The organism is Congzhengia sp. (assembly GCF_037235575.1).
Taxonomy (GTDB): domain Bacteria; phylum Bacillota; class Clostridia; order UBA1381; family UBA9506; genus Congzhengia; species Congzhengia minquanensis.
The window spans coordinates 75,708-99,301 of the sequence record NZ_JAXUNN010000031.1 but is presented as its reverse complement, the minus strand read 5'-3'; the positions used below and the strand labels follow the sequence as shown (position 1 = coordinate 99,301).

The following is a 23,594-nucleotide window of genomic DNA, read 5'->3' as shown; positions in this document are numbered from 1 at the left end:
TGGCCTTTTGAGTTTAAGCCTATTTTTTATATCCGTTTTGCCAAAACGTCCCGTTCATAAGTTCTCACTTCATTCAGCCAGCTTTCCTTAACCGGAACGCCCATTGCCTGACAGTAATAATCCCAAACTGCCGAGAACGGATAGGATTTATATTCCTCCAAAAGCGCAAGCCGGGATGTGAAATCTCCTTCTGCTTCTGCTTTTTTCAGCGTTTCCACGGGCTCAAGCATTGCAAAAATCATAGCCTTAATGGTGTTGCGCATGCCAATCACCCAAGCCGCAATACGGTTAATGCTTGCATCAAAAAAGTCCAATGCAATGTAGGTTTTGCCAAACAGGTCGTTTCGGTTTAATTCCTGCATAATGGCACAAAGCTCATCATCAAAAATAACTACATGGTCGGAATCCCAACGAACCGGTCTGGAAACATGAAGCAGCAATTTGTTTTTAAATGTAAATATGGAAGAAATTTTGCCCGAAATCACTTCAGTAGGATGGAAATGCCCCGCATCTAACGTGAGCATTACATCGTCATGCTGCGCGGCATAGCCCATATAAAACTCGTGGCTTCCCACCACGTAGCTTTCTGAGCCAATGCCGAACACTTTGCTCTCCACCGAATCTATGTTATATGCTGAGTCAATCTTTTCTGCAAAAACTTCGTCTAACGATTTTTTCAACCGCATTCTTGGGCCTAGCTTATCCACTGTAATGTCTTTATAACCATCAGGAATCCAAAGGTTGGTTACGCAGGTCTGTCCTAGCTCCCGGCCAAAATATTCGCCGATTTTCCTGCATCGTTTTCCATGCTCTACCCAGAACCTGCGAATTTCTTCATCTCCGCTTGAGAGGGTTAAACCGCTTTCGCTTTTGGGATGGGAAAAATAGGTTTCGTTAAAATCCAAACCAATGCCGTTTTTTTTCGCCCACGCAACCCATTTTTCAAAATGGGCGGGAGTAAGCTGGTCGCGGTCTGCTTTGTTTCCGTCAAACTCGGCATAGCTTGCATGAATGTTTACTTTGTGGGTTCCGGGGATCAGCGACAGCGCTTTTTCCATGTCGCAGCGGAGCTCTTCTCCGTTTCTGGCCTTTCCGGGATAGTTCCCCGTGGTCTGAATTCCGCCGGTAAGCTCGCCCGCGCCTTCAAACCCCATCACATCGTCACCCTGCCAGCAGTGCATAGACACAGGAATTTTTTTAACCCGTTCCAACACCTCGTCCGTGTCAACGCCAATGGTTTCATACATCTTTTTTGCAATTTTATAGTTTTCTAAAATGATTTTTTCCAATTACGTCTGCCTCCCAAATATTTTCATTTTGTTTATCATATCATGTAGAAATGCAAAAATCAATATTTGATTTTTACTTCTTGCAAATGAAAGGAAAATAAGATATAATAGTATTTATGTAATTTTTAGCAAAACCGGGGGTATTTATGTTGATAAAACTGCTGACCAAAATCTTTATAAAAAACAGCGATGATGTGAAAAATCCATCTGTCCGCACAGCTTATGGCGTTTTCGGCGGAATTTTGGGCATTATTTGCAATGTCATTCTGTTTGTCATAAAAACCATTATCGGAACCGCCATTAACTCCATCGCCATCATTTCAGATGCTTTTAACAACTTGTCAGACATCGGCTCGTCTGCCGTAACCTTAATCGGTGCAAAACTCAGCAGCCAGCGGCCCGACAAGGAACATCCTTTTGGTCATGGGAGAATTGAATATATCAGTTCGCTGATTGTTTCGTTTATTATCATTTCGGTTGGCCTTGAGCTGATAAAATCTTCTTTTGAAAAAATTCTTCACCCTGTAGCGCCGGCATATAATCTTGTGATGATTCTCATTTTAATTATATCGGTGTTAATTAAGCTGTGGATGTTTTTCTCCATGCGGTATTTGGGCAACAAAATTGACTCTGAAGTTTTAAAAGCCACTTCAAGCGACAGCTTAAGTGATGTGGTTGCAACTAGCGCGGTGATTTTGTCCGTTATCCTGTGTAAATTTCTTCCGCCGGTGGTGGACGGAATTGCGGGCCTGATTGTGGCGGTTTTAATTTGTATTACCGGCGTTCGCGTGGCGTGGAATACCATAAGTACATTATTGGGCTCCTCACCCGATCCGGCCCTTGCAAAAGCCATTACAAAAATTTTGTTTTCCAACAGGGAGATTTTGGGTATCCACGATTTAATTATACACGACTACGGTCCGGGACGGATTCTTGCTTCTGTCCACGCAGAGGTCTCCTGTGAAAAGTCTGCAATTATGCTACATGAGATTATCGACGCGTTAGAGGTTCAAATTTTAAACGAAACCGGGGTAGAAACCGTAATTCACACAGATCCTATTTTGGTGGGATGTGAGAAAATCGACGCCGTTAAAGAAACTGTGAAGTCCATTATTGCCCAGATAAACCCTGAGCTTGGTATGCACGATTTCCGCATGACTGACGGTAAAAACAGAATCAATTTAATTTTTGATTTGGAAGTTCCCTTTTCACTGACAGATGAAGAGAAAAAAAACACCATCCGCCAAATCAGTGAAAATTTAAAACAGGAAAACCCAATATACTACCCTGTAATTCGGGTGGACTACAAACAGCAATACTAAGGAGGTTATAACATTGAAACAGAAGACAAAAAAACAAGGCCTTTTTAAACGATTTTTGCCTTACTATAAAAAATATACGAAAGTAATGGTCTTCGACCTGTTTTGCGCCCTTTTCACAACATTCTGCGAGCTGATTCTGCCGCTGATTGCCCGTTTTATCACAGACAAGGCGACCAACGATATTGCCGCCCTCACCACCAGAGCAATTCTTTCTGTGGGTGCAATTTACCTGGTGCTGCGCATTATCGACACCGCGGCAAATTATTATATGGCTTCGGTTGGCCACGTTATGGGGGCAAGAATGGAAACGGACATGCGCCGCGATATGTTTGCTCACCTTCAGAATTTGTCGTCTTCCTTTTACGACAACACAAAGGTCGGCCAAATTATGTCGCGAATCACAAACGATTTGTTTGACGTAACAGAGTTTGCCCACCACTGCCCGGAGGAGCTGTTTATTTCCACCATCAAAATTGTGGTATCGTTCATCATTTTAGGTTCCTTTAACATATGGCTGACGCTGATAATTTTTTCCATCATTCCGCTTATCATTATTAGCACACGATATTTTAATGTAAAAATGCGGACGCAGTTTAAGCGCCAGCGGACACAAATCGGCGAGCTTAACGCACAAGTTGAGGACGCGCTTTTGGGAATTCGCGTGGTACATTCCTTTGCAAACGAAGAATGTGAAAAAGAAAAGTTTGAGGGCGGAAACTCCAAGCTGCTGGACATAAAAAAGGTTTCTTATAAATACATGGCGGGCTTCCAGTCCTCCACAAGGCTGTTCGACGGACTGATGTATATCGTTATTGTGGTGGCGGGCGCATTCTTTATCAAGTATGGTAAAATCACCGCCGGGGACTTCACTGCATATCTTTTATATGCCTCTACGCTTCTTTCCTCCATTCGCAGAATTGTAGATTTTATGGAACAGTTCCAGCGCGGCATGACGGGAATTGAACGCTTTTTTGAAATTATGGACTCCCCCGTTGAAATCACTGACGCTCCAAATGCAGTAGATTTAAATGACGTTTCCGGCGATATTCAGTTTGACAACGTAACGTTTAGCTATTCGTCTGAAAATGAAAACGTTCTAAATAATCTGTCCCTTCACGTGAAGCCCGGCGACACAGTTGCGCTGGTAGGTCCCTCAGGCGGTGGGAAAACCACTCTTTGCAGTCTCATTCCGCGGTTTTATGATGTGACAGACGGGACAATTTCCATTGACGGTAAAGACATAAAATCGCTGAAATTAAAGAGTCTACGTTCCAACATTGGTGTCGTTCAGCAGGATATTTACCTGTTCTCCGGTACGGTGTATGAGAACATTGAATATGGCCGGCCCGGCGCAACCAAAGCAGAAATTATGGAAGCTGCAAAACTTGCCGGCGCTCACGATTTTATCATGGATTTAGAAGACGGCTACGATACATATGTCGGCGAGAGGGGAGTAAAGCTCTCCGGCGGACAGAAGCAGCGCGTCGGCATTGCCCGGGTGTTTTTAAAGAACCCGCCGATTTTGATTTTAGACGAGGCGACCTCCGCCTTAGATAACGAAAGCGAACGCATTGTTCAGGAATCGTTAGAACGCTTAGCTAAGGGAAGGACGACTTTCGTCATTGCACACAGGCTCACCACAATTAAAAATGCTTCTACAATTTTGGTGCTGACGGAAAATGGAATTGAAGAGAAAGGCACTCACAAAGAGCTTTTAGAAGCAGGTGGGCTTTATAGCCACATGTATAGTATGTATCGTTCTTAATTTGTATTTTTTTGTAAAAAGTTCACAGAAACTTCAAATTCTATTTGTTGACTATATTTATGGCTAGTGCTATAATAAGCGTAGAAGCTATAAATTATTCTAAATAACGAGGTGATTAGACAATGAAATCGACAAGAATTGTAAGAAAAGTGGACGAGCTTGGAAGAATCGTACTCCCGATTGAGTTACGGAGAACATTGGACATTGCAGTGAAAGACGCTTTGGAAATTTATGTTGATGAAGGAACAATCATTTTGAAAAAATATGAACCTTCCTGTATATTCTGCGGCAATTCGAAAGATGTTATTAGTTTTAAGGGCAAAAATATATGCCCGAAGTGTTTGGAAGAGCTTGGACGGTAAAAATGACATAAAAATAAAAACACTGTGACTCATATCACAGTGTTTTTTTATGTTTGAATTATTCTGCAGTGAAAGGCAAAAGCGCGATATGCCTTGCTCTCTTAATTGCCTCTGTAAGCTGTCTCTGATGCTTTGCGCAGGTTCCTGTAATTCTTCTGGGAAGGATTTTAGCGCGCTCAGAAATATATCTTCTTAACTTTGCAACATCTTTGTAATCGATATAATCAACCTTGTCCTGACAAAATGAGCAAACCTTTTTCTTCGCTTTGCGATTTCTCATCATTGGCCTGTCTGCCATTTAAATTACCTCCTTTACAGTTGACTGTTTCAGCTAAAAATTAGAAGGGCAAGTCCTCTTCTTCAATCGGCATAAATCCATCAATATCCCCCGCAGCCGGTGTTTGACTGCTCTCCTGCTGGGGCGGATATAGCGACGATGACGGCTGGTAAGACGCGCTGGCTCCATTTTCACTTTTGCTCTGTGCAAATTCCCACTGGTCTACCACAACTTCAGTTGAGTAGCGGGTCTTTCCCTCATTGTCTGTCCAGCTTCTTGTCTGGATAGAACCTTCCAGTGCAATTCTGTGTCCCTTTGCAAAATATTTTGAAATGGATTCTCCGGCCTGGCGCCAAGCGATGCAGTTAATAAAATCGGCTTTGCGCTCCTCTCCCTGTTTTACAAACCTTCTGTCGCAAGCAACCGTGAAGCTGCAAACAGGAATTCCGGATGTTGTTGCGCGAAGCTCCGGATCTTTTGTAAGTCTGCCTACCAAAATAACCTTATTCATAAGTCGTCAACCCTCCATGCCAATTTTAATTAGCTTCTGGCTTTTTTCTCAATCTTTCTAACGGTAATGCTTCTTAAAAGACCGTCTGTAATGTTGTAAATACGTTCAAGTTCAAGCGGAAAATCAGGTTTTGCGCTGAAATTAATCAGAACATAATACCCTTCTGTTTTGTAATCGATAGGATATGCGAGTCTTCTTTTTCCCCATTCGTCAACAGACTCAATCTCTCCTGCTTCACCGATTAATGTTTTGAACTTATCAACAATACCTGCGATTGCTTCTTCTTCCAAAGCCGCGTCAACTACAAAGATCGTTTCGTACTGATTGATTACTTCTGACATTTTTACACCTCCTTTTGGACTTTGGCCCTAAGCTAACACTTAGAGCAAGGATACACTGCTAAACGCAATGTTAACTACATTATTATATATAATAATACATAGTTTGTCAAGTGGTTTTTGCAATAATTATGTTTTCTGCAGAGAAGTTTCGTTTATTGGTGTAAAATCTCAACAACATCTTCAAACCTGCCGGTTTCACCAAGAATTGCAACTGCATAGTATTCACTTAAGCCATAAGAATCCCTAAGGTCTGCTGTTCCAGTCAGCATACGAACAGCGGAAGATTGATTCGAACCGGACAATTTCACTTCATCCAGCATTGCATAGGTGTTGCCTGGTGTCATATTCAATATGTATGTCAATTCATCCTCCGCGTCAATTGTCATTTTATTTGTTCTAACCTCTGTAACTTTGCCATATACGATTGCACTGTCATTTGCGTCATAATTTGCATATGTATAGTAACCAGCATCAAATTCTCTTGTTTTTGCAACATAGATCAAGTCTGTCTGAATAATTTCACCGTCGATGTTTGTAACATAACGAAACACATCGCCCGTATCCATTCTTTCAACTTTGTTTGCTTTATCATAGTCCACTGCCAAAGTAACCGTTTTACCGCTCTGAATAAAGGTATATTTATCAACAGCTGAACCATTGACATCAAGACCAGTTGAACGTGACTTAACAATTGCTAAATGTGCATTTTTCAAAGACCTTTCCACGTCTTCGCCAACAAGAGCTGCTTTCAGATAGCCATCATCCTCATTACCAAATAGAAATGCTGAGTAGGCTGCATTTTCATCCAAATATGAAAATGGCATGATTTCAAGGTTTTCTACGTCGACATTGTAACAAGCATCGTCAAATTTTGTCACAGGCGTAACAAACAATCTAGAGGTATCCTTAAACACATAGCCCCCAAATGTCTGCAAATCTTGATCGTATTTTGCACTGTCATTCGATATTACAGAAAATGATGCGTCCGCCGCAGGAAATTTAAGCTCTATGATTTCATTGACAGAGTTGACCTTAAAAGTAATCATTCTTCTGCCAAGCTTTGCTTTAGCAGCCTCAAGAGTGGTTTCGTCAGCTACTAAGTCAGCAACCGTCGCAAAAAATGCATCCTGCGTTTTGTCATTTCGGTTGTAACTTGTGTATGTATCCCCTTCATAAACCTTTACCGTTGGAGCTATTGCGTAAGCTTCCAACGCATTATCACCCGTAAACAGTCTGAGCTGATGTATATTAACACCAAAACTTGTATCGCAACCATACGCTTCTATGAAAGAGCAATCTTTGCTTACCTCAGTGTCAGGTCCGGGACCAGGAATATCTGCTAGCGCATCAACAGTTTCACAAACAAGCGCAGCGCCAAGATAAATCTCTTCGTCAAAGTTAAATAAATATGCCTTGTAACCTTCAGCCTTATTTTTATCTAAAGATGTAAACGGACCGGTACGAAGATCATCCTCTTCAACATTAAACTTACCAGCAACAACTTCTTTTACCGGGGCAACAAACAATTTTGAACTTTGGCCTAAATCGTAGCCGCCAAATGATTGCGCAGCTTCATTATATTTTGCATTTTCATTGCCAAGCACTGAGAAAATAGCGTCTTCTGATGCAAATCTGATTTCAGTTATTTTATTGCTGGAATCGGTTTTAAATGTGATTATTCTTTGGCCTAATTTCGATTTAGCAGCATCAAAAGTGGTTTCATCTGCTACTAAATCGGCAACGGTTTCAAAAAATTCATTTTGCGATTTGTCATTTCGTTTATAAATTGCACTAGAGTTACCGTTATAAACCCTGACGGAAGCAGCTACTGAATATACTTTAAATTCACCACTTTCAGTAAACAATTTAAGTTGGTGAACAATTTCTCCGAAGCTTGATTCACTGCCATAATTGGCAATAAAAGAACAGTTTTTGCTTATTGTAGGATCAGGTTCAGGCTCAGGTATGTTCACAAGCGCGTCAACGGTTTCACATACAAGTGCGGCGCCAAGATAATCCTCTCTGTCAAAGTTAAATAAATACGCTTTGTAGCCACCAACCTTATTCGCATCTAAGGAAGAGAATGAACCGGTTCGAAGGTCATCTTGATTAACGTTGAACAAGCCGGTATTCGTTCGTGTTACAGGGGCAACAAACAATTTTGAATTTTTGCTTAAGTCAAAACTGCCGAATATTTGCAAATCATCATTATATTTTGCACTTTTGTGCGATAGGACAGAAAAATCAGCGCCAGATGCCGCAAACCTCAGTTCAGTAATCTCATTTTCAGAATTTATCTTATAAGTAATCAGTCTCTTTCCAAGATTTTCTGTCGCTTCCTCTTCTGTTGCTGCATCTTCAACCAGGCTAGCAATTTTTGCAAAAAAAGCATCTTGCCCATTATCGGACCGTTTGTAAATTGCATAAGTATTTCCTTCATAAACCCTTAAGGTAGCGGCAACAGTAAAGTCTAGAAATGTGCCGTCGGCAGTAAACAGCCTGAGCTGGTGTTTGTTAACACCAAAATCTGTTTCACAGCCATAAGCGCTAATGAAAGAATAGTTTCTCTTAAGAATAGAAGCAGCATCGGAATCATATATTTTTTTGTCAATTGTAAGGTAAAATATTCCTTCATCTCCAACTTTAATATTCGCGTTAGGATCAATTATATATACTTCTCCATTAATGCTGTATCTGTAACCAGCCTCTATTTCTTCGTCAACAATGCCCGTAACAGTTTCCCGAGTAACATAAATATCCATATATGGAACAGTGTCAAAATCGCCTATTAGACCATTGTGCATCGGTGCAGCGATATTAAAGATATCGCCTTCTTTTACATCCGCTAAAGAAATGGTATTGCCTTCGGCATCAAATAAATTATAGGCAAAAAAGCGGTCGCCGCGATCATCCGGATTCAGAGAAAAGCCCCCGATTGTAAATTTTACATATAGGTCATTTAGGCTTACTCCCTCTACTTGTCTATACGCATAATCCGTCACATAAACTTTATTGAACTTCCCATTTTTTTGTTCTTTAAAGGTAATGGAATCCGCGCGTTCGACTAACATTGTTTTAAGACTGCCAAATGCGTCTTTAATATCATTTGTTGAAATCAACGAACCATTGTAAAATACTGATAAATTTTCGGTGTTTACACAGATTTTTGAAGTCTTTGCATCGTTGATATCGGCATAATATTCGAATATGCCAGTTGTTTCGTTATAGTCTTCAAAATCTTTTGTAACTGTTACGGAGTCTTGTATAACTAGGTTTCCGTTTTCCATCTTTAGCACAACTGTTTCAGCCATAGGTTTTAGTTCGCTGTCAAATAGAAAAACTTTACCGGAATCTGGTGTCATTTTTACCTCAGCCGACAAGGAAACAGAAGTGTCTTCTCTTCCCACATCTTTCGTGGTTAGGCTTATCATGCGGTTATTTTGATAAAGCGCAAAATAAACCGTACCATTCTTTCGAACGGCCATATTCGTATCCGAATAGGCCACTGTCATAGTGCTTGCATCATAAGATGCCTCTTTTTCTGCAAAAGCTTGAACAGCGCCGAAGATAAACATCGCCATAAACAGGAAACTAAAAAAAACAAATTTTTTTCTCATGAAAATTCCCCCTAATTTTTAAATTAGTGTTGTGTTTTTTATAACATTCTCCTATTATGTCGATTTTATCATTTAATTGTCGAATTTGCAATGTATATTTTAACTATATATATTTATTTTTTTAACAATATAATTGGTCGTTTTTACTAATTCAATTCCTCCATCATTTTGTAAACAGCCGCGAGAGCGTTGTCAATTTTAGACACATCTTTTCCGCCTGCCTGGGCAGAATCGGGTCTGCCGCCGCCGCCGCCGCCTGCAATTTTTGCTGCCTCGCGGACAATGTTACCGCTGTGGGCGCCTTTTGCGATTGCTTCTTTTGTTGCCATGGCAATGAAGGTTGCCTTGCCGCCGTCGGAAGATGCCAAAACAATTACACCGCAAGGGGTTTGGGCTTTAAAATCGTCGCCGATTTTTCGAAGCGCATCAACCGTCGCGCCGTCAATCCTGCCGCACACCACCGTAATGCCGTTAATTTCTCTTGCGCTGTTTAAGATGTCACCCTCAGAGCTTTTTGCAAGCTTTGCGTTTAAGCCTTCAATCTTCGCTTCGGCCTTTTTCAATTCATCCATAACGATTGCCGCTTTTTTCGCCAAATCCTTAGGGGCGCACTTTAAGGCCTCTGCCGTGGTGTTTAAAACTTCCTGCATTGCATATACCTCGGTTAAAACACCAAAGCCCGTTACGGCCTCAATTCTTCTTACGCCTGCTGCAACGCCTGTTTCGGAAAGAATCTTAAACAATCCAATTTCGGATGTATTTCCCACATGACAGCCGCCACACAGTTCCATGGAATAGTCCCCCATGGTAACCACGCGCACAACATCTCCATATTTGTCGCCGAAAACTGCCACGGCACCTTTATTTTTTGCCTCGTCAATCGGCATAGTTTCCCAAACCACCGGCACGGCCATTGCAATCTGGCGATTTACGTCCGCTTCAATTTCAGCCAGTTCCTCGTTGGATACCGGCCTGTCTAAAGTAAAGTCAAACCGCAGACGGTCTTTGTTCACCAACGACCCAGCCTGGGAAACGGCCCGGCCAAATTTATTTTTCAGCGCACTGTCCAGCAAGTGTGTTGCGCTGTGGTTTGCCTGGGTGCGTCTTCTCGTACGAATGTCAACCTTTGCCGTAACAGTTTCGCCAACGCCAAAGGTGCCCTCTTTCACTTCAACAATATGATAAAATTTTCCGTCGGGGGTCTTTTTCGTGTCTGTCACAACAGCTTCCGTAAACTCGCCGCACACTTTTCCCACGTCGCCCACCTGTCCGCCGCTTTCGGCGTAAAACGGTGTTTTATCCAAAACCAGAATGCCCGAATTTCCCTCTGCCAAAGCTTTGGCACTTCCGGCATCTGTTACAATAGCAATAATTTTAGCTTCTGATTCTAAACTGTCATATCCCACAAAGTCCGTAGGCGCAACATTCGATAACGCATCTGCAATGGTGTCTTCCCAGCCCACCTCGGTCATTTTTGCATTTGCGCGGGCGCGCTGGCGCTGCGCTTCCATTTCACGGTTAAAGCCTTCCTCGTCGATTTCAATGCCGCGCTCGGCCAAAATTTCCCGGGTTAAATCAATGGGAAATCCATAAGTATCATAGAGTTTAAAAGCATCATTGCCGGAGAAAATGGTATTTTTCTCCATGTTGTCTAACAGCTTATCGTCTAAAAAGCTGTTTAATATGGAAAATCCCGCGTCAATGGTCTGCGCAAACCGTTCTTCCTCGTTCTTAATTTTGCTTTTTATCATTTCACGGTTTTCTTCCAAAACCGGATATGCTTTTTCAGATGCGTCAATTACCGTGTCTGCCAGCTTATATAAAAACGTGCCGTTAATGCCCAAAAGCTTTCCGTGGCGGGCAGCGCGGCGCAGCAGTCTGCGCAGAACATATCCCCTGCCCTCGTTGGACACATTCACGCCATCGGAAATTAAAAATACTGTGCTGCGAATGTGGTCTGTCACCACGCGGACAGAAACATCTGTCTGCGGGTCTTTTCCATATTCCACACCAGCCATTTCGCACACCTTGTCACGAATGCTTTTAATGGTGTCTACGTCGAACAGAGAAAGCACACCCTGCATGATGCAGGCAATCCGCTCTAATCCCATGCCGGTGTCGATATTCGGGTGATCCAATTTTTTATATGTGCCGTCCTCTTGCTTTTCAAACTGCGTGAATACCAAATTCCAAAACTCAACATATCGGTCGCACTCACAGCCCACCTTACAGTCGGGCGAGCCGCAGCCGTGTTCGGGGCCGCGGTCGAAATAGATTTCAGAGCAGGGGCCGCAGGGGCCTGTACCGATTTCCCAGAAGTTGTCCTCCTTGCCCATTCTCACAATTCTGTCGGGAGATACGCCGACATTTTTCGTCCAAATGTCAAAAGCTTCATCATCGTCTTCATAAATGGTTACCCAAAGCTTGTCCACAGGCATGTTTAACACCTTGGTTACAAACTCCCAGGCCCATTTTGTTGCGTCGTTTTTAAAATAGTCGCCAAAAGAAAAGTTCCCCAGCATTTCAAAAAACGTGCCGTGACGCGCCGTTTTGCCCACACGCTCAATGTCCGGCGTGCGGATACACTTCTGACAAGTTGTAACACGCTTTTTCGGCGGCACCTGCCGGCCCGTAAAATAGGGCTTCAAGGGCGCCATTCCGGCGTTAATGAGCAATAGACTCGGGTCGTTTTCCGGAACCAGCGAAAAACTGGGCAGGCGCAAATGCCCTTTCGATTCAAAAAAGGATAAATATTTCTCTCTAATTTCATTAAGACCTAATTTTTCCATTTATCTCAACCTTTCGTTTATTCATTCGTAGTTAATTTTAGTTCAGCGCAAACCGGATAGTGGTCGGAAAGGTAAATCCCATTTACCTTGTCTTCCCATGCCGACGCGCCTGTAACATTGCCCAGCAGTTCTTCGGAAAGAAAAATATAGTCAATTTTCTCAAAACCACTGTTGTCCCGTCCAAAATTGTGAAACGTGCATGTTATTTTGCTTGTAACATCTGAAAGCTTTACACTTTTGCCTGATGCACAAAGCCGGATTGTTTCACTTTCCGGCGTGTCATTAAAATCGCCCAATAGCACAACAGGCGCACTGCCCTTTTGTCTGTCCTGTGCAATGCGTTCTAAAACGCACCGGATGCCCTGCTTTCGCGCGCCGCTTCCCTGATGGTCCAAATGGATGTTATAAACGCGGAAAAGCTGTCCGGTTGCGTTATGGCGCAACAGCGCGGCAACGCAAATCCGCGGGCAGATGCTTTGGTCTTCAAACCGCGACTCCGCTTCGTAAGGCTTTGGAGCAATCCAAAAGGTTTCAAAGCCAACCGCAGAAACGGCAGATTGTTTCACTGCCGTATAAAGGCCCTCTCCGCCAAAATCTGCGTTCCTTCCCTGACCGAAAAATTCGTAATCCGGCATCAGAAGCTTTAAAATTGCCAGTGATTTCGGCATAACCTCCTGAAGGGCCACGACGTCAGGCGCTTCCGCGCGCATTTTTTCCCAAATCAGACCAGCCCGGTGAACAAAGCTGTTCGCGCCGTCCTCCGACCAGGCGCACCGCAGGTTAAAGGTAACAATTTTTAGGGGTTTTATCATAAAAAACATCTCCCATATTTTGTATATCCACAATAGTATTATCATACTATAAAAATGCCTTTGCGTCAAGGTTAATTCTTAGAAAAATTCCCCCTGAACCGCGCCCCTTAAGCAAAGCTCCCTGTCTATCCCCGCCAGAACTGAAATTTTGTCTAAGCTCCAGCGCGGCGCGATGAGCTTGTCCTTAATGCCGTCGCCCGTAAGCCGCTCAATTACACATTCCGGCGGAAGATATGCAAGTTGACGGCAAACCGTGTCGATATACCGGTCTTTTTTCATCGGAGTTAGCTCTCCCGCTTCAAACTGCTGCTGGGCCTTTGTGCCCTTTAATATGTGAAGCAAATGAATTTTCACCGCATCAGGCCGTAGTTTTCCCAAAACAAACGCAGTCTTTACCATATCTTCCTGCGTTTCTCCATATAGCCCGTTAATAATATGCACGCACACGCGAATATTTTTTTCTTTCAGCAAACGAAAGGCCCGCAGAAATTCACAGAACCCATAGCCGCGGTTAAACCGTTTTGCCGTTTCGTCATGAATGGTTTGCAGTCCCAGCTCTACCGTAACATATGCCTTTTTAGAAAAATCCGCTATAAGCCCGGCGTTTTCTTCGTCAATGCAGTCCGGCCGGGTGCCGATGCTAAGGCCAACAACATTGGGAAATGACAGCGCCTCGTTATAAATTTTCTTGAGCATATCTAAGTCCCCATAGGTGTTGGAATGGGACTGAAAATAGGCAATCAGCTTTGCACCATTCCGTTTTTTATAAATTCGGTCCGCTTCCATTTGAAGCTGCTGGGTAACAGAAAACACACCCGATTGTGCAAAGCCGCCCGAGCCGTTTAAGCAAAAGCTGCATCCACCTGTTCCGCAGGTTCCGTCAATATTCGGGCAGGTAAAGCCTGCGTCAACCACCGCTTTTTCCACACGGCAGCCAAAGGTCTTTTGAAAATGGTAGCTTAAGGTGTGGTAGCGTTTGTTGTCCACAGAAAATGGAAAAGGGCTTTTATTCGGCTCTGTCTGTATCATTAATGCGCTTCCCTCCTGCAAAAAACAACTATCGGTTTCTTTCAAATTCGTAATAAATATATCACAAAAGCGCCTGTTCTGTCAATTTTTCTTTCGTGCGGCAGCATACGCGCAGGCGAAGAAAAAAGCGACTAACATGTAGGGCGCAACCTCCAAATAGCGGTGCGGAAGCGAAGAGATACTTGCAAAGGCCGCCTGAGTTTTCCACGAGCTCACCACACATGCTGTAATTACCATGGAAACAAGCATTTGAAAAATCTTGCCTATAGCATAGGTTTTAATGCCCAGCCCAGCCTGGGATACCACGCCGCAAACCTGGAGCAGTACGCAAACGCCGCCGAATCCAATAATGCCGGACAGCAAAATCATTGTGAAAGGAAGCGCCTGGCCGCTTACGCAAATGTCCTGTGCGCCCAGGGTCACCTCTGCCATTCCGGAAACGGTGAGGCCCAGCGCACCGGAGCCAAGCAGTTTAAAAATGAAGGGGGTTAAAAATTCCCGCAGGACGGAAAAAAACACGATAAAGCCGCATACATTTAACATGGTCTGCACAGCGCGGCAAACGGCGTCGGAAAACGCACGGCCAAGATGAATTGCCATAACCGTGCTGGTCTGATGCCCGTCGCTTTGTTTAGAAAAAAAGGAAAAGAAAATTCCGGTTAAAACAGCTGAAACCACATGCACCGCATAGAGGGTAACCCCTAAGCGGGTGCTTCCCAACATCCCTGCTCCCACTGCGCCGATAACGAACAGCGGGCCGGAATTGTTGCAAAACGGAAGCAGGCGCATTGCCTCATTTCGGCTGATTTCCTTGTTTTCGTACAGTTCTGAAACCATTTTTGCCCCTGTGGGATAACCGCATAAAATTCCCATTACAAATACCACCGCTCCGCTGCCGCTGACCTTAAAAAGACGTCTGGAGATAGGTGCCGCTATTTTTCCTGCACAGCTGACAAACCCCGTGTTCACCATGAAAGAGGATATAACAAAAAAGGGAAACAGCGAGGGAATAACCGTTTGAGCGCAAAGAACCAGTGCGCTTTTTGCCGCCTCCATAGACGTGCCTGCGCCGCAGACCACAAGCGCCAAACCTGCCGCAGACAGTATATAAATGACAATATGTTTTGCTTTCATCCTGCTCACCTCATGTAATTATTATGAGGCCTGCCGCATAAGTATTACATGAGGTGAACGCGATATGAAAAGGCGAAAAAAAAAGAGCGAGTCAATTTCTAAAAAAATCGTAGGCCGTTTTGATATTCCGGAAGACGTAGTCTTTGACATTCCACGAATCACGGTTTGCGACAACACGGAAATTCGAATTGAAAATTATAAAACCGTTTTAGAATATGAAGAAACAGCAATTAAACTTGCCTGCAAGGATAAGTTTATCAATATTAACGGCAAAAATTTAAACATTACCATTATAACCGATGACGAAATCAGCGTCAAAGGCATTATCACCGCGATTGAGTTTGCATAGGAGGTCGCCATGTTTATCCCGGCTTTATTTTCTTATTTCAGGGGGTATCTGGTTATCACAGTTACCGGAAACTTTACAGAACGTTTTTTAAATGTCTGCACCGCTCAAAACATTCTCCTGTGGGACATCACACGAATTTCGGGCAGAACCATACGGTGCAAAATTTCTGTGCGTGCATTTAAAAAGCTTCCGAAAATTGCATATAACACAGGTGTGAATGTAAAAATCAATGCCCGGCACGGTTTTCCCTTTATCCTTCAGCAATACCGCCGCCGGAAAATTATGCTGGCCGGCATATTTATATTTATCCTGTTCGTGGTTATGGCCAACCAGTTTGTGTGGGACATTGAAGTGCGCGGAAACGAAACGGTGAAAGCCGCCGACATTTTAGCGGTTTTAGAAGAAGAAGGTTTAAAATGCGGTGTTTTAAAATCGAAAATAGACCAGCGCACCTTAAAAAATAAAACCATGTTAAAAATTCCTGCCCTCTCCTGGCTGTGGGTTGACAAGCACGGCTCTAAAATCATTGTAGACGTCAGAGAGCGGGTTCCCGTGCCGGAAATTTTTAACCCCGACGACTACTGCAACATCATCGCTGCAAAAGACGCGGTAATTGACTCATTAATCGTGCGGGGCGGCATCCCGGTGGTTTCCATCGGCGACACAGTTTTAAAGGACACGGTGCTGGTAACGGGCAAAATTCCAAGCTCTTTAAAGTCTGAAATTCGATACGTGCAGTCTGACGCACAGATTTATGCCCGGGTATGGTATGAAAAAACACAGCAGTTTTCGCGTATTTCTACCATCCGCACCCAAACGGGTAACAAAAAAAAGCAGTATACGCTGAAAATTTTCGGCAGGGAAATTCACCTGTTCCATTCCGGCAACCCGCCCTATGAAAACAGTGACATAACAGAAAACAAACACGAGCTCTCTGTTTTTGGAAACTATTTGGGTGTCACGCTGATATCGCAGGAATTTAAAGAGGTAACACTTTCCGAAGAACTGCACACGGAAGAAAGCATCGCGGCCCAGGGCGCGCAAATTCTAAAAAACCAGATTGATGACGAAACCCTGCCGGACTCAGAGCTGCTTTCCGTTTCCGACTCGTACCGGGCCATTGACGATACCACCGTAGAGGTGACGGTGAAAGCTGAATATAAAGAGGACATTGCCGTAAAAGTGAAAGGCGAAATTGAAGCGCCTGCACCGGAAGAGGGCGAAAACGGAGAAGCTTTGCCACCCCAGGCTTGAAATAACCCAATTTGTTTGATATAATAAATTATAAATCTTTTAACGCAGGAGAAACGGAATGAAAAAAACAGTGTTAATTACAGGCGCTTCCCGTGGGATTGGCGCGGCAGCAGCAGTTTATTTTGCACAAAACGGGTTTGACGTTGGAATTAACTTTTTAAAAGAAGAAAAAGCTGCAAAAAATGTGCTGCAGCAGGTGACGTCTTTGGGACGAAAAGGCGTCTTACTGCAAGCGGATGTGGCTGATCCCGGCCAGGCCGCTGAAATGGTTGAAAGGGCCGCGTCTTGTTTAAAAGGCATCGGCGTTTTGGTGAACAACGCAGGGGTTGCGAAGCAATCGCTGTTTACCGACGTTACGTTTGAAGAATGGAACCGTATGTTTGCGGTAAATGTAGGTGGCATGTTTAACACCACTGCTTCTGTTGTGCCGCTTATGGTGCACGAAAAACAGGGGGCAATTGTAAACGTTTCCTCCGTTTGGGGCATTTGCGGCGCGTCCTGCGAGGTACACTATTCCGCTGCAAAGGCGGCAGTTATCGGCGCTTCCAAAGCGCTGGCAAAGGAGCTTGCGCCTTCGAATATCCGTGTAAACTGCGTTGCCCCGGGCGTAATTGAAACGGATATGAACAGCAATCTTTCACCAGAGGATTTGGAGTGTTTAAAAGAAGAAACGCCTTTGGGAAAAATCGGCACTGCACTTGATGTGGCAAAGTCAATCTTTTTTTTAGCGTCCGATACCCTTGCGCCCTTTATCACCGGGCAGGTGTTAAGCCCAAACGGCGGGTTCATAATTTAACCAAAAAGCGCGTTTCAAAAATGTGACAAAATTTTCACAAAAATGGCTTGAAATTTAAGGTGAATTTATGTATAATATGATTCGTTCCCCCGGTAAGGGAGTGAACAAAAGATGCAGCAAAACCAATTCCTGTGGTGCATGCTGCATCTTTCTTTTTTTCTTATTTTTTCTTGTTCTGCAAAAGCTTAATCCTGTCGCGGATTGAGGCCGCGTCTTCAAACCGCAGTTCTGAGGCCGCAAGTTTCATTTGTTCGGTTAAAATTTCAATCTGCAAATGAATGTCCATTTTCTTGGAAATTTTAACGTCTGCAATGGTTTCGTCCGGTGCCTCTCCCAAAGCGGAAATTACGCCTCTGATGTTTTTCTTTATCGACTGGGGCGTAATGTTGTGCTGTTCGTTATATTCCTGCTGTTTTTTCCGCCGCCTGTTGGTTTCAGTAATGGCGCGCTCCATTGAGTTCGTAATGGTGTCGGCATACATAATTACTTTGCCGTCTGCGTTTCTTGCCGCACGGCCAATCGTCTGAATAAGCGATGTTTCCGACCGCAAAAAACCTTCCTTGTCCGCGTCTAAAATGGCAACCAATGAAACCTCGGGAATGTCTAACCCCTCCCTTAACAGGTTAATTCCCACCAGCACGTCAAACAGGCCTTCCCTTAAGTCCTTCACAATTTCCATGCGCTCAATGGTTTTCACGTCGGAATGGAGGTATTTCACTTTAATGTCCATCTCACGCAGATAGTCGGTTAAATCCTCTGCCATTTTTTTCGTTAAAGTAGTAACTAAAACGCGGTTTCCCTTTTCCGTTTGGCTGTGAATTTCACCAACTAAATCATCCACCTGCCCTTTAACGGGACGCACAATTATCTCTGGGTCAAGCAAACCTGTGGGACGGATAATCTGTTCTGCAATCTGCACAGAGCGGCTGCGCTCGTAGTCGGCCGGCGTGGCGCTGACATAAAGCACCTGGTTAATCTTTCCCTCAAATTCGTTGAAGTTTAAAGGGCGGTTGTCAAAGGCCGAGGGCAGGCGAAACCCATAATCTACAAGGGATTGCTTTCTCGCCTGGTCGCCGTTGAACATTGCCCGCACCTGAGGCACCGTAACATGCGATTCGTCAATGACCAAAAGAAAATCTTTCGGAAAATAGTCCATTAAGGTAAACGGCGCCGAGCCAGGCGCCCTTCCGCTGATGTGGCGCGAATAGTTTTCAATGCCCTGGCAAAAGCCAATTTCCCGCATCATTTCAATGTCATAAGTGGTTCTTTGTTCAATTCTCTGGGCCTCGAGCAGCATATCATTTTCTTTAAAATACTTCACCCGCTCCGCAAGCTCTGCTTCAATGGTGCCGATGGCTTTTTCCATTTTTTCTTTTGTGGTAACATAGTGGGACGCGGGATAAATTGCCACATGGTTTCTGGTGCCCTTAATTTCACCCGTCACAACGTCAATCTCAGTAATGCGGTCAATTTCGTCGCCGAAAAACTCAATCCGAATGGCGCTGTCGCTGCTTTCTGCGGGGAACACCTCTAAAACGTCCCCCCGCACGCGGAACTTCCCGCGGACAAAGTTAATGTCGTTTCGTTCATACTGAATTTCAACTAATTTTTTTAATATGCTGTCCCTGTCGCGAACCATGCCCGGACGCAGGGAAATCACAAGCTCGTTGTAGTCGATTGGGTCGCCTAAGCCGTATATACACGACACGCTGGCAACAATGATAACGTCGCGCCGCTCGAAAAGTGCCGCAGTGGCACTGTGGCGCAACTTGTCAATTTCTTCATTCACTGCTGAGTCCTTTTCAATGTAGGTATCGGTATGGGGAATATATGCCTCCGGCTGGTAGTAGTCGTAATAGGAAACAAAAAACTCAACGGCGTTTTCAGGAAAAAAAGCCTTAAACTCACTGCAAAGCTGGGCGGCAAGGGTTTTGTTGTGGGCCAGCACCAGCGTGGGTTTTTGCACCTTTTCAATGACGTTTGCCACGGTAAAGGTTTTTCCCGAGCCGGTAACGCCCAATAGCGTTTGTTCCCTGTCACCGCGCAATATTCCGCCGGTCAGCTTATTGATCGCCTCAGGCTGGTCGCCTGTGGGCCGGTAGTCAGAATGTATTTTAAAATCCACAAATTTTCACACCTTTCTTATGAATTTAATCTTCTGATTGCAATTGTTTTCTATATTCCGTGGGGGTATGTCCACTAAATTTTTTAAATATTCTGTTAAAATTCCGAATGCTCTGAAACCCGCACTCCACTGCTAAAAACGCGATGTCGGCCTTGGTGTGCAACAGCATTTCACAGGCAAATTCAAAGCGGAACATATTAATAAACTCTTTAAAATGCATGTTAAAACAGCGGTGAAACAAGGCTGAAAAGTAGTGATATTCATAGCCCAAAGCCGCAGCCGTACTACCTAGGGTTATTTCGTCGCTTAAATTTTCTGATATAAATGCAATTACCCGGTTCCGAAACTCATCGGATGATTTCATGTCAAAAGCAACGGCATGTTTTAAACATTCACTGCACACCAGATAAAGGCAGGATTTGGCCAAATATAACTCCGGCTGTCCCTGAAAAAACAGATGTTCTTTTAAAAAGGCTTCCTGCTTTAAACCGCATTTAAATTTTGAATAGCTGATTTGACTGTTGGCTTTTGAGAAGCTTAAAACAAAATCTTCCGAAAACACGCCAACCCAAATTTTAGATTTCCCGTCCACAGCAAAAGAATGTACGGCATAGGGAGAAATAAGAATCATTTCACCAGGCTTTAGCACATCAGGCTTTCCGTTTACAGACAACTCCACCGTGCCCTTAAGAACGTAAATTAACTCATAATTTTTGTGAAAATGTGCGCTATAGGAAATATCTGAATATAAAAAGGCATTATAGTTATAGTTTCCGCAGGAATTTGATGTCTGGTGCTGAATCATGTTTACCCTTCCAAATCTTAAATTCTGTCTATAATTATATAACATATTGCTTGCTTTGTCAACCTGCGCTGATATAATGAAATATGTGGGGTGAGCAAATGACAGGAACAATATTTTCCATTGAAGAATTTTCTGTTTACGATGGGCCAGGAATCCGTTCAACGGTGTTTTTAAAGGGGTGTCCGCTGCGGTGCAGCTGGTGCCACAACCCCGAGGGACAGCTTAAGGAAAGCGAAATGATTAAAAGTCCAAACGGGTGCATTGGGTGCGGAGCCTGTTTGCAAACAAGCGTGCAAAAAGAAGATGGCAGCATTTCTTTTACTGAGGAAAGCATAAAAAATTGTCCAATCAATTTAATTCGGGTGTGCGGTGAAACCGTCAGCAGTGGTCAACTGTGTGAAACGCTGTTAAAAAACAAACGGATTTTAAATGCCGGCGGCGGGGTCACCTTTTCCGGAGGCGAGCCGTTTCTGCAAAGTAAATTCCTTTTTGAATGTATTATGAAGCTGAAAAACAAACTGCATACGGCAATTCAAACAAGCGGCTATTGCGACGCAGATACCTTTTGCAATGCATTAAATATAACAGATTATTTTTTGTTCGATTTAAAGCTGGCCGACGATGCCATGCATATCAAATATACCGGTGTCTCGAACCGGCCGATTTTACGGAACTTTTCGGCACTTGCAAAAAGCGGCGTACCTTATGTTGTGAGAATTCCGCTCATTCCCGGTGTAACTGATTCAACGCGCAATCTAACACAGCTTGCACAGATTTTAAACGATAACCATGTTTCTTACGCCGAGCTGCTGCCATATAACAAAATGGCTGGCGGAAAGTATAAAATGCTTCAAAGAAACTATATGCCGGGCTTTGACGAAACGGCGCCGCCCCAGCCCCGCCAGGATTTGTTTTGGTCGTTTGGAATACGCACAAAAATTATGTGAACGGAGTGATTGTATGACTGAAAAAATTGAACTTCAATTAAAACAGCTGAACAGCAAAGCTTATCAAACAAAGCGGAAACATATTGAGGACGCCATGTTTGACGACATTAAAAAGTCGGAAAACTTTATCAATAATTTTCAGAAAATCGTTTCATTTGAAGATCCTTGTTTCTTGGAAAACGACGAATTTGGTTTTAACAGAAGCACTGATTTGACCATCCCACCCTATGGCGGCAATGTTACGCCGAATTATTACCGCATTATCTCCCAGGGCTTTGATGCGGTTTTAGACCAAATTGGAAAAGCGGTTGCCAAAACTACAGATGCGGAGAAAAAAGCCTACGGCAAAAACATGGCAAAATGTATTCAATTGTGTCTGGAATTTTGCAGTCAATACAAAACAGCTGCCAAAGCAAGCGGCAATTTAAAGCTGTATGGCGCTTTAAAAAAGGTTCCTCACAAAGGAGCAGAAACGTTTTATGAGGCCTGTGTGTTTCTAAAAATCTGCATTTATTTCTTGCGGATTTCTTTTGTTGACCACTTAGGCCTGGGGCGTTTTGACCAATATATGTATCCGTTTTATCTGCATGACAAAGCTTGCGGTGTGCAGGATAATGAGATTTTTGAAACCTTAGAATCTTTTTTCATTGCAATAAACCAGGATACTGACCTTTACTCCGGCGTGCAGCAGGGGGACAACGGACAAAGCCTGGTGCTGGGCGGCTTTGATAAGGCTGGAAACAGCCAATTTAACGAATTGTCGCAAATGTGTATGCAATCCTCTTTAGAATTAAATCTGATTGACCCAAAAATTAATTTACGGGTTGGCAAAAACACGCCGGACGAAATTTTTGAGTTTGCCACCTTGCTCACCAAGCAGGGGTTAGGGTTTCCGCAATACTGCAACGACGACGTTGTCATTCCCGGCCTTTTAAAGCTGGGATATGAGCATGAAGACGCTGTAAACTATGTGGTAGCCGCGTGTTGGGAATTTATTATACCGAATTGCGGGGCCGATGTTCCAAACATTCAAACAATGGACTTTCCGGCCGTTGTGAATCGGGCAGTTGTTGCAAAGCTGACAGAGTGTAAACATTTTGATGAACTGATGGACTGTGTAAAAAAAGAGATTGAGATCGAATGTGGCATGTTAATTCATTCACGCCGGGAACAAAAAGTTGTTAAGCGTCCGCTTCTGTCCATTTTTATCGACGGCTGTATCGAATGTCTTGCTGATATGTATGACGGCGGGGCAAAATATCATAATTTTGGCTGTCATGGCGCCGGAATTGCTAATGTCGCCGACGCTTTGGCTGCGGTGAAAAAGAATGTTTTTGACGAGAAGACGATTGAAAAATCGGAGCTTTTAAACGCATTGGCAAATAATTTTCGTGGCCATGACGAGCTTCGTAATCAGCTTAGAAATAGTCCCAAAATGGGAAACAACGACGACTATGTCGACAGCATTGCCTGTGATTTAATGGACTGTTTCTCCAATCACTTAAACAACAAGAAAAACGGACACGGCGGAGTTTGGAGGGCAGGCACAGGAAGTGCAATGGAATATATCTGGAAAGGGGAAAAGTGTCCCGCCACCGCTGACGGCAGAAAGGCGAAAGAGGCCTATTCTTCAAGTTTTTCCCCCGCGCTGGATGCAAAAACGGCGGGCGTTCTGTCGGTAATGCAGTCCTTTACCAAGTATCCTCTATGCAATATTGTGAACGGCGGGCCGCTGACCATTGAAATACACGACACCGTTTTAAGAAATGACGTTGGCATCAAAAAGGTTGCAATGCTTGTGAAAAGCTATATCCTTTTGGGCGGCCACCAGCTGCAGCTTAATTCCATCAACAGGGAACGTTTGCTCGACGCCCAAAAGCACCCGGAGAACTATCCGAACCTAATTGTGCGCGTCTGGGGCTGGAGCGGTTATTTTAACGAGCTGGATTTAAGCTATCAAAACCATATTATTCGGCGCACAGAATATGGCAGTTAACGTTTTCTACTAAACAAAAAGGGGTGCGGCAAAATTTGCCGCACCCCTTATCTATCACGTTTTTATCGAATTCC

General features: G+C 43.8%; 19 protein-coding genes. 8 read left to right on the top strand and 11 right to left on the bottom strand.

The window, feature by feature from the left end; translation table 11 throughout:
* Positions 1–26 precede the first annotated feature (26 nt).
* Positions 27–1,289 (bottom strand): L-rhamnose isomerase, encoded by a 1,263-nt coding sequence (locus WIG73_RS07540; RefSeq protein WP_337399961.1) that lies wholly within the window; start codon positions 1,287–1,289, stop codon positions 27–29.
* A 146-nt stretch (positions 1,290–1,435) separates the two neighbouring features.
* Between WIG73_RS07540 and WIG73_RS07535 the strand changes: the two genes are divergently transcribed.
* The 3 genes from WIG73_RS07535 to WIG73_RS07525 all read left to right on the top strand — a co-directional run bounded on the left by WIG73_RS07535 (position 1,436) and on the right by WIG73_RS07525 (position 4,738).
* Positions 1,436–2,611, top strand: coding sequence for a cation diffusion facilitator family transporter (locus tag WIG73_RS07535; RefSeq protein ID WP_337399960.1), 1,176 nt, complete (start codon positions 1,436–1,438; stop codon positions 2,609–2,611).
* 85 nt (positions 2,612–2,696) lie between these two features.
* Positions 2,697–4,376 (top strand): ABC transporter ATP-binding protein, encoded by a 1,680-nt coding sequence (locus WIG73_RS07530; protein ID WP_337400001.1) that lies wholly within the window; start codon positions 2,697–2,699, stop codon positions 4,374–4,376.
* A gap of 122 nt (positions 4,377–4,498) precedes the next feature.
* Entirely contained in the window at positions 4,499–4,738 is a 240-nt protein-coding gene (locus WIG73_RS07525; protein WP_337399959.1) for an AbrB/MazE/SpoVT family DNA-binding domain-containing protein, read from the top strand.
* A gap of 58 nt (positions 4,739–4,796) precedes the next feature.
* Here WIG73_RS07525 and rpsR read toward each other — a convergent pair whose 3' ends face one another.
* The 8 genes from rpsR to WIG73_RS07485 form a co-directional block, all read right to left on the bottom strand.
* Positions 4,797–5,036, bottom strand: a complete 240-nt coding sequence (gene rpsR / locus WIG73_RS07520; protein WP_249311724.1) for a 30S ribosomal protein S18 — start codon at positions 5,034–5,036, stop codon at positions 4,797–4,799.
* Between the two features lie 40 nt (positions 5,037–5,076).
* Positions 5,077–5,526 (bottom strand): single-stranded DNA-binding protein, encoded by a 450-nt coding sequence (gene ssb / locus WIG73_RS07515; protein ID WP_337399958.1) that lies wholly within the window; start codon positions 5,524–5,526, stop codon positions 5,077–5,079.
* Between the two features lie 29 nt (positions 5,527–5,555).
* The gene (gene rpsF / locus WIG73_RS07510) at positions 5,556–5,867 is read right to left on the bottom strand and encodes a 30S ribosomal protein S6 (protein ID WP_249311726.1); all 312 of its coding nucleotides are present in this window, start codon (positions 5,865–5,867) and stop codon (positions 5,556–5,558) included.
* A 152-nt stretch (positions 5,868–6,019) separates the two neighbouring features.
* On the bottom strand, positions 6,020–9,484 hold the full coding sequence (locus WIG73_RS07505) for a hypothetical protein (RefSeq protein ID WP_337399957.1): 3,465 nt from the start codon (positions 9,482–9,484) through the stop codon (positions 6,020–6,022).
* Between the two features lie 146 nt (positions 9,485–9,630).
* Positions 9,631–12,273 (bottom strand): alanine--tRNA ligase, encoded by a 2,643-nt coding sequence (gene alaS / locus WIG73_RS07500; protein WP_337399956.1) that lies wholly within the window; start codon positions 12,271–12,273, stop codon positions 9,631–9,633.
* A gap of 17 nt (positions 12,274–12,290) precedes the next feature.
* The gene (locus WIG73_RS07495) at positions 12,291–13,085 is read right to left on the bottom strand and encodes an endonuclease/exonuclease/phosphatase family protein (protein ID WP_337399955.1); all 795 of its coding nucleotides are present in this window, start codon (positions 13,083–13,085) and stop codon (positions 12,291–12,293) included.
* 78 nt (positions 13,086–13,163) lie between these two features.
* Positions 13,164–14,114, bottom strand: a complete 951-nt coding sequence (locus WIG73_RS07490; protein ID WP_177679065.1) for a TIGR01212 family radical SAM protein — start codon at positions 14,112–14,114, stop codon at positions 13,164–13,166.
* 81 nt (positions 14,115–14,195) lie between these two features.
* Positions 14,196–15,248, bottom strand: a complete 1,053-nt coding sequence (locus WIG73_RS07485) for a nucleoside recognition domain-containing protein (RefSeq protein WP_337399954.1) — start codon at positions 15,246–15,248, stop codon at positions 14,196–14,198.
* 64 nt (positions 15,249–15,312) lie between these two features.
* On the opposite strand from WIG73_RS07485, the gene yqfC reads away from it, so the two are divergent.
* Genes yqfC through fabG form a run of 3 tightly spaced genes read left to right on the top strand, consistent with a single transcriptional unit; the run spans position 15,313 to position 17,647 of the window.
* Entirely contained in the window at positions 15,313–15,597 is a 285-nt protein-coding gene (gene yqfC, locus WIG73_RS07480; protein ID WP_177679069.1) for a sporulation protein YqfC, read from the top strand.
* A gap of 9 nt (positions 15,598–15,606) precedes the next feature.
* Positions 15,607–16,851 carry a sporulation protein YqfD gene (gene yqfD / locus WIG73_RS07475; protein ID WP_337399953.1) on the top strand — a complete coding sequence of 415 codons (1,245 nt, stop codon included), beginning with the start codon at positions 15,607–15,609 and terminating at the stop codon, positions 16,849–16,851.
* A gap of 58 nt (positions 16,852–16,909) precedes the next feature.
* Entirely contained in the window at positions 16,910–17,647 is a 738-nt protein-coding gene (gene fabG / locus WIG73_RS07470) for a 3-oxoacyl-ACP reductase FabG (RefSeq protein WP_337399952.1), read from the top strand.
* A 160-nt stretch (positions 17,648–17,807) separates the two neighbouring features.
* On the opposite strand, the gene uvrB is transcribed toward fabG, so the two are convergent.
* Together uvrB and WIG73_RS07460 are read right to left on the bottom strand one after the other, a co-directional pair.
* Entirely contained in the window at positions 17,808–19,772 is a 1,965-nt protein-coding gene (gene uvrB / locus WIG73_RS07465) for an excinuclease ABC subunit UvrB (RefSeq protein ID WP_337399951.1), read from the bottom strand.
* Between the two features lie 25 nt (positions 19,773–19,797).
* Positions 19,798–20,577 (bottom strand): AraC family transcriptional regulator, encoded by a 780-nt coding sequence (locus WIG73_RS07460; RefSeq protein WP_249311734.1) that lies wholly within the window; start codon positions 20,575–20,577, stop codon positions 19,798–19,800.
* A gap of 98 nt (positions 20,578–20,675) precedes the next feature.
* On the opposite strand from WIG73_RS07460, the gene WIG73_RS07455 reads away from it, so the two are divergent.
* Both WIG73_RS07455 and WIG73_RS07450 read left to right on the top strand, forming a co-directional pair.
* Positions 20,676–21,524 (top strand): glycyl-radical enzyme activating protein, encoded by an 849-nt coding sequence (locus WIG73_RS07455; RefSeq protein ID WP_337399950.1) that lies wholly within the window; start codon positions 20,676–20,678, stop codon positions 21,522–21,524.
* A gap of 13 nt (positions 21,525–21,537) precedes the next feature.
* Positions 21,538–23,520 carry a pyruvate formate lyase family protein gene (locus tag WIG73_RS07450; protein ID WP_337399949.1) on the top strand — a complete coding sequence of 661 codons (1,983 nt, stop codon included), beginning with the start codon at positions 21,538–21,540 and terminating at the stop codon, positions 23,518–23,520.
* Positions 23,521–23,594 lie beyond the last annotated feature (74 nt).